The organism is Streptomyces sp. NPDC006332 (assembly GCF_040612855.1).
Lineage (GTDB): Bacteria > Actinomycetota > Actinomycetes > Streptomycetales > Streptomycetaceae > Streptomyces.
On sequence record NZ_JBEXRA010000065.1, the window covers coordinates 37,341 to 47,606 of the forward strand.

General features: G+C 71.1%; 10 protein-coding genes. 6 read left to right on the forward strand and 4 right to left on the reverse strand.

The genetic code is table 11. The features are described 5' to 3' along the window. Positions 1-47: 47 nt before the first annotated feature. Positions 48-806 carry an endonuclease/exonuclease/phosphatase family protein gene (locus ABZ027_RS37440; RefSeq protein WP_356776469.1) on the forward strand — a complete coding sequence of 253 codons (759 nt, stop codon included), beginning with the start codon at positions 48-50 and terminating at the stop codon, positions 804-806. 193 nt (positions 807-999) lie between these two features. Here ABZ027_RS37440 and ABZ027_RS37445 read toward each other — a convergent pair whose 3' ends face one another. Beyond that, a complete protein-coding gene (locus ABZ027_RS37445; RefSeq protein ID WP_356776471.1) occupies positions 1,000-1,725 on the reverse strand; it encodes a hypothetical protein in 726 nt (241 codons plus the stop codon). Then, a complete protein-coding gene (locus ABZ027_RS37450) occupies positions 1,718-2,497 on the reverse strand; it encodes an alpha/beta fold hydrolase (protein ID WP_356776489.1) in 780 nt (259 codons plus the stop codon). The genes ABZ027_RS37445 and ABZ027_RS37450 overlap by 8 nt, the downstream gene beginning before the upstream one ends. Positions 2,498-2,657: 160 nt before the next feature. On the opposite strand from ABZ027_RS37450, the gene ABZ027_RS37455 reads away from it, so the two are divergent. From ABZ027_RS37455 to ABZ027_RS37470, 4 genes are all read left to right on the forward strand, one after another. Continuing rightward, positions 2,658-3,419: a lysophospholipid acyltransferase family protein gene (locus tag ABZ027_RS37455; RefSeq protein WP_356776491.1), complete on the forward strand. Its 762-nt coding sequence runs from the start codon at positions 2,658-2,660 to the stop codon at positions 3,417-3,419. A gap of 43 nt (positions 3,420-3,462) precedes the next feature. Further along, a complete protein-coding gene (locus tag ABZ027_RS37460; RefSeq protein ID WP_356776473.1) occupies positions 3,463-4,695 on the forward strand; it encodes a DUF5931 domain-containing protein in 1,233 nt (410 codons plus the stop codon). After that, positions 4,692-5,381 carry a response regulator transcription factor gene (locus ABZ027_RS37465; protein WP_356776475.1) on the forward strand — a complete coding sequence of 230 codons (690 nt, stop codon included), beginning with the start codon at positions 4,692-4,694 and terminating at the stop codon, positions 5,379-5,381. Before ABZ027_RS37460 ends, ABZ027_RS37465 begins: the two co-directional genes overlap by 4 nt. A gap of 125 nt (positions 5,382-5,506) precedes the next feature. Further along, positions 5,507-6,535 (forward strand): 6-phosphofructokinase, encoded by a 1,029-nt coding sequence (locus ABZ027_RS37470; RefSeq protein ID WP_356776477.1) that lies wholly within the window; start codon positions 5,507-5,509, stop codon positions 6,533-6,535. A gap of 90 nt (positions 6,536-6,625) precedes the next feature. Here ABZ027_RS37470 and ABZ027_RS37475 read toward each other — a convergent pair whose 3' ends face one another. Together ABZ027_RS37475 and ABZ027_RS37480 are read right to left on the reverse strand one after the other, a co-directional pair. Then, a complete protein-coding gene (locus ABZ027_RS37475; RefSeq protein WP_356776479.1) occupies positions 6,626-8,506 on the reverse strand; it encodes an anthranilate synthase family protein in 1,881 nt (626 codons plus the stop codon). 102 nt (positions 8,507-8,608) lie between these two features. Then, positions 8,609-8,665, reverse strand: coding sequence for a trp operon leader peptide (locus tag ABZ027_RS37480; RefSeq protein WP_356123226.1), 57 nt, complete (start codon positions 8,663-8,665; stop codon positions 8,609-8,611). A gap of 96 nt (positions 8,666-8,761) precedes the next feature. On the opposite strand from ABZ027_RS37480, the gene ABZ027_RS37485 reads away from it, so the two are divergent. Then, on the forward strand, positions 8,762-10,114 hold the full coding sequence (locus ABZ027_RS37485; protein WP_356776481.1) for a class II 3-deoxy-7-phosphoheptulonate synthase: 1,353 nt from the start codon (positions 8,762-8,764) through the stop codon (positions 10,112-10,114). The last annotated feature ends 152 nt before the right edge of the window (positions 10,115-10,266 follow it).

The window sequence follows — 10,266 nt, forward strand, 5'->3', positions numbered from 1 at the left end:
CCGCGATACCGGCGGCCGCGCCGGGCGTCACCCCGTATCTTGACGGCATGGCGACGTCCCTCCCGCTGCTCCCACCCTCCCGTACCGAACCCGACGGTTCCGCCGTCATCCGCGTCCTCAGCTACAACGTCCGCTCGATGCGCGACGACACCGCCGCACTCGCCCGCGTCATCAGCGCCTGCGCACCCGACCTGGTCCTCCTCCAGGAAGCGCCCCGCTTCTTCCGCTGGCGCAAGAAGCTCGCCCGTCTCGCGGCGGCGTCCGGTCAGGTGATCCTGTCCGGCGGCGGCTCGGCCGCGGGCCCGGCGATCCTCTGCACGCTCCGGGCCACCGTGGAACGCACCGAGGACGTGCTGCTCCCGCTCACCCCGGGCCGGCACCGACGCGGCTTCGCGACCGCGGTCGTGCGGTTCGGCGGCGCCCGCCTCGGCGTGCTGAGCTGCCACCTCTCCCTGGAGAAGGACGAGCGGTACGCGCAGGGCGGCATGCTCCTCGACCGGCTCGCCGGAATGGGCGCGGAGCACGCGATCGCGGGCGGCGACCTCAACGAACGCCCCGGCGGTCCCACCTTCGCCCGGATCGCCGAGACCCTCCAGGACTGCTGGGCCACCGCCCCCTGGGGCGACGAGCACACCTGGACCCGCACCGACCCGCACCGGCGCATCGACGCGATCTTCGCGACGAAGGGCATCGAGGTGCTGGGCTGCGGGGTGCCGATCGGCCACCCCGGGGTGACGGCGAGAGACCTGAGGGCGGCCACGGACCACCTTCCGGTCCTGGCCGCCCTCAGAATTCCGGCGAGCTGAGGGGCGTCTGGGGCCTGTCGTTTGGATCAGGCCGCAGGAAACTGACGGTGCTGGTCGATGCCGGTGAGTGGGGTCTGGCGCGTGCAGCTGCAAGGCGGAGGAGGGCGTCGACGCGGAGCGTCGGCAACCGACGACAACGCGGCAGATGTGCGTGCCAGACCCCGCGTCTGCGGCGTGATCCAAACGACAGGCCCTAGACGACTGCCCCCCGCCCGGGATCGTCGTCGTCCTCGTCACCCGTGCGCATCCGCATCACCAGCGTGGTGAAGCCGCCCAGGAAACCGCCGATGCCGACCGTGGCCAGCCACCAGGTCATCTCCCAGCCGAGCAGGATCGCCAGCAGGAGCAGCACCGGCCCACCGAGCACGCCCAGCCAGGCGAACTTCGCGGTGGTGTCGGCGGCGGGCAGCGGGGGCGGCTCCGGCGGTACGAAGTGGCCCTCGTCGTCCTCGTCGAGGTCCTCGTCGGCGGGCTCCGGCATGCTGTAGTCCCGCGGGCCCACCCCGGGCGCGAAGGCGACCGAGCCGCCGAGGGGCTTCACGGGCTTCTCGTCACCGGAGTCCTCGGAGTTCCGGGAGTTCTCGGCGTTCTCGGTGTCCTCGGCTTTTTCGGAGCCCCGGGAGTGCCTGGAGCGCCGGGAGTCCCTGGCCTCCCTGGCCTCTTTCGTCCCCTTGGTCTCCTTCGTCCCCGTCGTGCCCTTGGTGTCCCCGGCTCCCTGGGGACCGCCGTCGTTCGTCTCGGTCTCCAGCAGCGCCAGGTCCTCGACCGACTTGAAGGGCTTGACGCCCGGAGGGTCCGGCGGCTCCTCGCCGTATCCGGCGACGATGGCGGCCCACGCGGCGGCCTCGTCGAACGGGACGCTCTGCTCCTCGGGCTCGCGCTCCTCGCGCTCCTCGCGATCGGAGTCGTGCTCAGCCACGGGCGGCCGTCCCTTCCTTGCCGATGCTGGGGGCGAGCCGGCTGATGAACGAGTAGCTCTCCTCGAAGATCCGGTCCGCCTCATGGTCCAACGTCGCGACGTGGTAACTCTGTTCCAGCACGATCTCCTGTACGTCCACGGACGAGACACGACTCAGGACACGCTCGGAGTCGACCCCCGGCACCACATGGTCCTGGACGCTGCGCAGGACCAGCAGCGGCTGGGTGACCTGCGGCAGCTCACCGTCCACGAGACGGAAGAAGGACCGCAGCGAGTGCGCCGCGCGCAGCGGCACCCGGTCGTATCCCAGCTCGGTGCTGCCCTCCTTGGCGATGTCGCTCGCGATGCCCTTCGTCGAGCGGACGAGGTGATGGACCACGGGAAGAGCGTGCGCGGCCAGGCCATGCATGCGGTTCGCCGGGTTGACGACCACGACACCGCTGACCGCGTCCCCGTGCTTCGCCGCCAGCCGCAGCGCGAGCGTGCCGCCCATCGACAGGCCCGCGACGAACACCTGCGAGCAGCGCTCGCGCAGGGCACGCAGCTCGCGGTCCACCTCGGCGTACCAGTCCTGCCAGCCGGTGAGCTGCATGTCCTCCCAGCGTGTGCCGTGACCGGGCAGCAGGGGCAGCGAGACGGTCAGACCGCGCTCGGCCAGGAACTCCGCCCACGGGCGCAGCGACTGAGGGGAACCGGTGAAGCCGTGGCAGAAGAGAACACCCGCTTCTCCGCCCTCGTGGCGGAACGGCTCGGCTCCAGGGAGGACCGGCACCTTCGGTCTCCTGTTCATGAGAAGGGCGTGAACGAGTCCAGGTGATGTTCACCGTACGCGACCGCACTGACACCGACCAGGGCCGTCGGGCTCATTGACGGTGCTGCGGGATATGGTCTGACCGACGGACACGGGAGGCACTCGGTTGTTGTACGGCACGATGAAGGTCGCCATCGGAGGGCCGCTCAAGGTCGCCTTCAGGCCCTGGGTGGAAGGCCTGGAGAACATTCCGGCCGAGGGCCCCGCCATCCTGGCGAGCAATCACCTGTCGTTCTCCGACTCGTTCTTCCTGCCCGCGGTCCTCGACCGCAAGGTCACCTTCATCGCGAAGGCCGAGTACTTCACCACCCCCGGGGTGAAGGGACGGCTGACGGCCGCGTTCTTCAAGGGGGTCGGCCAGCTCCCGGTGGACCGCTCCGGCGCGCGCGGCGCGGGCGAGGCGGCGGTCAAGAGCGGCCTCGATGTCCTGGAGCGCGGTGAGCTGTTCGGGATCTACCCCGAGGGAACCCGCTCGCCCGACGGCCGTCTCTACCGGGGCAAGCCCGGCGGGCTCGCGCGCGTCGCGCTGGCCAGCGGCGCGCCGGTCATCCCCGTCGCCATGATCGACACGGAGAAGATCCAGCCGCCCGGCCAGGTGATGCCGAAACTGATGCGGCCGGGCATCCGCATCGGCGAGCCCCTGGACTTCGGCCGCTACCAGGGAATGGAGCACGACCGTTTCATCCTGCGCGCCCTGACCGACGAGGTCATGTACGAGATCATGAAGCTCTCCGGCCAGGAGTACGTCGACATCTACGCAACCGCGGCCAAGCGGCAGATCATGGAGGCGGCGAAGGCCGACAAGGAAGCGGAGAAGGCGGCCAGGGCCGCGCTCGCGCAGGCGGAGAAGGAACAGGCCGAGAAGGAGAAGTCGGAGTCCTAGTGCCTGTCACGCACTAGCGGTCCGATACCGGGGGGTGGGGGAGTTGGCCAAGCGCGAGCGGGTCATGAGGATGTCCGTCGAGCAGCCGATGTGGCGTGCGCTCACCGCGTACCGGGTGCTCACCATGCTGTACGCGGTCGGTCTGTTCGCCACCGCCTACGACAAGTACGACCGCCCCGGCGTGGCCATCGCCTACTACGTGGTGCTGTGCGGCTGGACCCTGGCCACCCTCCCCCGGGTCGCGAACGCGGCGGCCTGCACCAAGCGGTTCCTCGCGGCCGACCTCACCGTGGCGCTCACCGGCATCCTGCTGACGGTCGTCGCCGACGCGCACGACCGGATCGTGGAAGGCGGCCCGACCCTGCCGTCCATATGGACCGCGGGCTCGGTGCTGGCCTTCGCGGTCAAGGGTGGCTGGCGCTGGGCGGCCTTCGCCTCCACCGCGGTCGCCGCCGCGAACCTGGTCGAGCGCGGCGCCCCCGCCCGCGACACGGTCCACAACGTGATCCTCGTCTGGGTCGCCTCCATCGCCATCGGTTACGTCGTCGAGGTCGCCCGCGCCTCCGAGCGCACCCTCGCCCGCGCCCTGGAGATCGAGGCGGCGACCCGGGAGCGGGAGCGGCTGGCCCGGGACATCCACGACAGCGTGCTCCAGGTGCTGGCGATGGTGCAGCGGCGCGGAGCGGTCCTGGGCGGCGAGGCGGCCGAGCTGGGCCGCATGGCCGGCGAGCAGGAGGTCGCCCTGCGCACCCTGGTCTCCGGCGGGCTCGTCCCCGTCTCCCGCACCTCGGAGGACGCGGCCGAGGGGGCCGTCGTACGGACCGTCGAGGTGCCTGACGACGAGGACGCCGACGAACCCGTCGACCTGCGTTCCCTGCTCGCGCCGTACGCCTCCGCGAGGGTGAGCCTCGCCGAGCCCGGTGCCCCCGTGCGGCTGCCGCCGGCCGCCGCGCGGGAGATGGCCGCCGCGGTCGGCGCGGCCCTGGACAACGTACGCAAGCACGCGGGGGAAAAGGCGCGCGCCTGGCTCCTCGTCGAGGACGAGCCGGACGAGGTGATCGTGACCGTGCGGGACGACGGCCCCGGTATCCCCGAGGGCCGGCTCGCGCAGGCCGAGGGCGAGGGCAGACTCGGCGTGGCCCTGTCGATCCGGGGCCGGCTGCGCGAACTCGGCGGCAGCGCCGAACTGATCTCGGTGCCCGGCCAGGGCACGGAGGTCGAACTGAAAGTACCGAAGCAGACGCGGTCTCAACGGGGGAAGGCAGAGCGGCGATGACGGACAACAGTGAGGGCCGGGGCGCGATCCGGGTCATGGTGGTCGACGACCACCCCATGTGGCGCGAGGCCGTCGCCCGTGACCTGGGCGAGTCCGGCTTCGACGTGGTCGCCACCGCGGGCGACGGCGAGCAGGCCGTACGCCGCGCCAAGGCCGCCGCGCCCGACGTGCTCGTGCTCGACCTGAACCTGCCGGCCAAGCCCGGTGTCCAGGTCTGCAAGGAACTCGTCGCCGCCAACCCGGCCCTGCGGGTGCTCGTGCTGTCCGCGAGCGGCGAGCACGCCGACGTCCTGGAGGCCGTGAAGTCCGGCGCCACCGGCTACCTGCTGAAGTCGGCGTCCACCGAGGAACTGCTGGACGCGGTCCGTCGCACCGCGGTCGGCGACCCCGTGTTCACCCCCGGCCTGGCCGGCCTGGTCCTCGGCGAGTACCGGCGCCTGGCGTCCGAGCCCGCCCCCGGCGCCCCGGACGCCGACCAGCCCAAGGCCCCGCAGCTCACCGAGCGTGAGACCGAGGTGTTGCGGCTGGTCGCCAAGGGCCTGAGCTACAAGCAGATCGCCGAACGGCTGGTCATCTCCCACCGCACGGTCCAGAACCACGTCCAGAACACCCTCGGCAAGCTCCAGCTGCACAACAGAGTCGAGCTGGTGCGCTACGCGATAGAGCGCGGACTCGACGACGAGTGACCGACGCCCCGGTGTGTCCCGGCGGTTCGCGTTCCACGGAATTGACCGTCCCACCCATGCCGAAGTGACCCGGATCACTATTAGCGTGACCTTCAGCAGGTGACCTCTGGCGAAGGGACACGTCCATGCGCGTCGGAGTACTGACCGGAGGCGGCGACTGCCCCGGGCTCAACGCCGTCATCCGGGGCATCGTCCGCAAGGGCGTACAGGAGTACGGCTATGACTTCGTCGGCTTCCGGGACGGCTGGCGAGGGCCCCTGGAAGGCGTCACGGTACGGCTGGACATCCCCGCGGTGCGCGGCATCCTGCCCCGCGGCGGAACCATCCTCGGTTCCTCGCGCACCAATCCCCTCAAGCAGCAGGACGGCGTCGCCCGCGTCCGGGAGAACCTCGCCCGCCTGGGCGTCGACGCGCTCATCGCGATCGGCGGCGAGGACACCCTGGGCGTCGCCGCCCGGCTCTCCGACGAGCACGACGTGCCCTGCGTCGGTGTGCCCAAGACGATCGACAACGACCTGTCCGGTACGGACTACACCTTCGGCTTCGACACGGCCGTCGGCGTCGCCACGGAGGCGATCGACCGGCTGCACACCACCGCCGAGTCGCACATGCGGGTCCTGGTCTGTGAGGTGATGGGCCGGCACGCGGGCTGGATCGCCCTCCACTCCGGCCTGGCCGGCGGGGCGAACGTCATCCTCATCCCCGAGCGGCGCTTCGACATCGAGCAGGTGTGCGCCTGGGTGACCTCCCGCTTCAAGGCGTCGTACGCCCCGATCGTGGTCGTCGCCGAGGGGGCCATGCCCAGGGACGGTGACATGGTGCTGAAGGACCAGTCGCTGGACTCCTTCGGGCATGTGCGGCTGTCCGGGGTCGGCGAGTGGCTGGCCAAGGAGATCGAGAAGCGCACCGGCAAGGAGGCGCGGACGACGGTCCTCGGCCACATACAGCGCGGCGGCACCCCCAGCGCCTTCGACCGCTGGCTCGCCACCCGCTTCGGCCTGCACGCCATCGAGGCCGTCCGGGACCGCGACTTCGGCAAGATGGTCGCCCTGCGCGGCACGGACATCGTCCGCGTCCCCATCGCCGAGGCCACGGCCCGGCTGAAGACGGTCGATCCGCACCTGTACGAGGAGGCGGGGGTGTTCTTCGGCTGAACCCCGCCGGACCGTCACCCTCCGGGACGCGTGAGTGCACCGTGGCGCCGTCGGCCGGACCGGCGGCGCCACGGTGCACGACGCCCTCGGCTACCGGGCGGGCCGGCGCTCGGGGAACGTGCCGGCGCCGCGCAGCTGAGCCACCAGCTCCCGCACGACCGACGCCCCGTTCAGCGTGAGCACCGACTCCGGATGGAACTGCACCCCGGCGAAACCGGACCCGCGCAGCGCGTGCACCTCACCGAAGCCGGTGCGGCTCACCTCCACGTCGTGCGCGGCGAGTTCGGCGGCTGTCTCGTCGTCGCAGCGCGCCACGAAACTGTTGTAGAAGCCGACGGTCTCCGGCCGCCCGAACAGATCGATCTCCGTCTGCGTGCCCTGGTACGGGACGTCCTTCCGTACGATCTCCAGCCCCAGTTCGGCCGCGATCAGCTCGTGCCCGAGGCAGACACCGAGGACGCCGTGCCGGTTCTCCCGGATCACCTCGGCGGTCAGCGCGCGCAGGAACCGCATCTTGGGATCGGCGGTGTCGGCCGGGTCGCCCGGACCGGGGCCGAGGACGACGGGCCCCTCGTGCGCGCGGACCGCCTCCGTCAGGCCGGGCTCGTCGTACCGCCGGACCGTGACGGTCAGGCCCGACGAACGCAGCACATGCGCGAGCATCGCCGTGAACGTGTCCTCCCCGTCGACGACCAGGGCGTGGCAGGACAGCTCCTCGGACCGGTCCTGCATCCGCAGCCAGAACGGCGCCAGGGACGCCCGGCGCCCGTCGAGCGCGGCCCGCACCCGGGGGTCGTCGGCCAGCCGGGGCGGTACGGACTCCTCGCGCGGCCTGCCCGGACGTACCCCGAGAGCCGCCAGCACCCCCGCCGCCTTCGCGTGGGTCTCCGCCACCTCGCCCGCCGGGTCCGAGCCGCGCACCAGCGTGGCGCCGACCGGCACCCGCAGCCGCCCGTCCGCGTCGATGTCGGCGGTGCGGATGAGGATGGGGGAGTCGAGGGTCTGAGCGCCGCCCGAGTCCCTGCCCAGCAGTGCCAGCGCCCCCGCGTAATAGCCGCGTCCGCTGGTTTCGTGCCGCTCGATGACCCGGCAGGCGTTCTGCACCGGCGAGCCCGTGACGGTCGCCGCGAACATGGTCTCCCGCAGCACCTCCCGGGCGTCCAGCGAGGACCTGCCGCGCAGCTCGTACTCGGTGTGCGCGAGGTGCGCCATCTCCTTCAGCCGGGGACCGATCACGACCCCGCCCATGTCGCCGACCGTGCACATCATCTTGAGCTCCTCGTCGACGACCATCGACAGCTCCTCGATCTCCTTGCCGTCGGCGAGGAAGTCCAGCAGGTGCTCGGGGGTGGGGCCGTCGGCCGGATAGCGATACGTTCCACTGATCGGGTTCATGACGACGGTCCCGCCGGACATCCGCACATGCACCTCGGGACTGGCCCCGACGAGTGTCCGGTCCCCGGTGTGCACCACGAAGGTCCAGTACGCGCCGCGCTCGCCTTCGAGCAGCCGCCGGAACAAGGCCAGGGCGTCGGCCCTGGAGAACCCCGGGATCTCGCCCTCGTACGTCCGCCGGATCACGAAGTTGGCGCCCTCGCCCGCGCCGATCTCCTCCCGCAGCACCCGCCCGACGATCTCCGCGTACGCGTCGTCGGCCACGTCGAAGCCGCCGTCCCGGACCCGCACGGCGTGCGCGGGGAGTTGGTCGAGGGCGGTGGCGAGCGGGATCTCGTAGGTCTCCTCGGGGGTGAGCGCCGCCAGTGGCGTCCCGTCGTCGCGGACGTCGAAGCCGCGCTCGTGGATCTGCCGGAACGGGACCAGGGCGAGGCCCTCGTCGGGGAGGTCGGCGAGACGGTCGTAGGTGCTGACCGGACCGATCAGCAGCTCGACCGTGTCTTCGTCTCGGCCGGGGGTGCGGCGGCGGAGCAGGGCGAAGGGGCGGGCATCGTGCAGCAGCTGGGTCAGGTCCATGGTTCCTCTTCCGTCGATTTCCGTCGATTCGGTGAGGAACGACCCCGGGAACGCCGAAGGCCACCCCTCGGGCGGCCTTCGCGAAGTCGTGCGTACGCGCAGTCAGTGGGCCGCCGGATGAGCGGTCCACCACCAGTTCTGGATCGAGTGCGCGAGCATGCGCCGCACCCTACCCCACGCGCACCTGAGCGTGGGTGTGTCTCACCTGTCGAGCCGGGAGAAAACGACTCGACACGACCCCGTAATGTTGAGGGCGTGACCGTGAACGCTAAGACCAGCGCGAGCGCTGGCAACACCTGGCGAGACCTGCCCGCGGCGCAGCAGCCCGAGTACCCCGACACCGAGGCTCTGCGCGCAGTGATCGCGGACCTCGAGTCGTATCCGCCGCTCGTCTTCGCGGGCGAGTGCGACCAGCTGCGCGCCCGGATGGCGGCCGTCGCCAAGGGAGAGGCGTTCCTCCTCCAGGGCGGCGACTGCGCCGAGGCCTTCGACGCGGTGTCCGCCGACCACATCCGCAACAAGCTCAAGACGCTGCTCCAGATGGGCGCGGTGCTGACGTACGCCGCGTCCGTACCCGTGGTGAAGGTCGGAAGGATCGCCGGCCAGTACTCCAAGCCGCGCTCCAAGGGCACCGAGACCCGCGACGGCGTGACGCTGCCGACGTACCGCGGCGACTCGGTCAACGGCTTCGACTTCAACGAGGCCGCCCGGATCCCGGACCCCGAGCGCCTGAAGCGGATGTACAACGCCTCCGCCTCCACGCTCAACCTGGTGCGCGCCTTCACCACCGGCGGTTACGCCGACCTGCGCCAGGTGCACGCCTGGAACCAGGACTTCGTGAAGTCGTCCCCCTCCGGCCAGCGCTACGAGCAGCTCGCCCGCGAGATCGACCAGGCGCTGAACTTCATGCACGCCTGCGGGACCGACCCGGAGGAGTTCAAGACCGTCGAGTTCTACTCCTCGCACGAGGCGCTGCTGCTCGACTACGAGTCGGCGCTGACCAGGGTGGACTCCCGCACCGGGAAGCTGTACGACGTCTCGGCGCACATGGTGTGGATCGGTGAGCGCACCCGGCAGCTGGACCACGCGCACATCGAGTTCGCCTCGCGGATCCGCAACCCGATCGGCATCAAGCTCGGCCCGACCACGACGGCCGAGGAGGCGCTGCAGTACATCGAGCGCCTCGACCCCGACCGCGAGCCGGGCCGGCTGACCTTCATCGTCCGGATGGGCGCCGACAAGGTCCGCGACAAGCTCCCCGAGCTGGTGGAGAAGGTCAGCGCCTCGGGCGCGACGGTGGCCTGGATCACCGACCCGATGCACGGCAACACCTACGAGGCGGCCTCGGGCCACAAGACCCGCCGTTTCGACGACGTGCTCGACGAGGTCAAGGGCTTCTTCGAGGTCCACAAGGGCCTGGGCACCCACCCGGGCGGCATCCACGTCGAGCTCACCGGTGACGACGTCACCGAGTGCGTGGGCGGCGGCGACGAGATCTTCGTCGACGACCTGCACCAGCGCTACGAGACGGCCTGTGACCCGCGGCTGAACCGCAGCCAGTCCCTCGACCTGGCGTTCCTGGTCGCGGAGATGTACCGGGACCAGTAGTAGATCACCAGCGGGAGCGCCTCTTACCGGAGCGCGAAGTGGGGCGCGGATCACACACGATCCGCGGGGGGCTTCGGGCGCTTCGGGTTCGGCGGTGTCTTCGGCGGTGTCTTCGGGGGTGGAGGTCGTGGGCTTGTGAGGGGCGGGCTCGT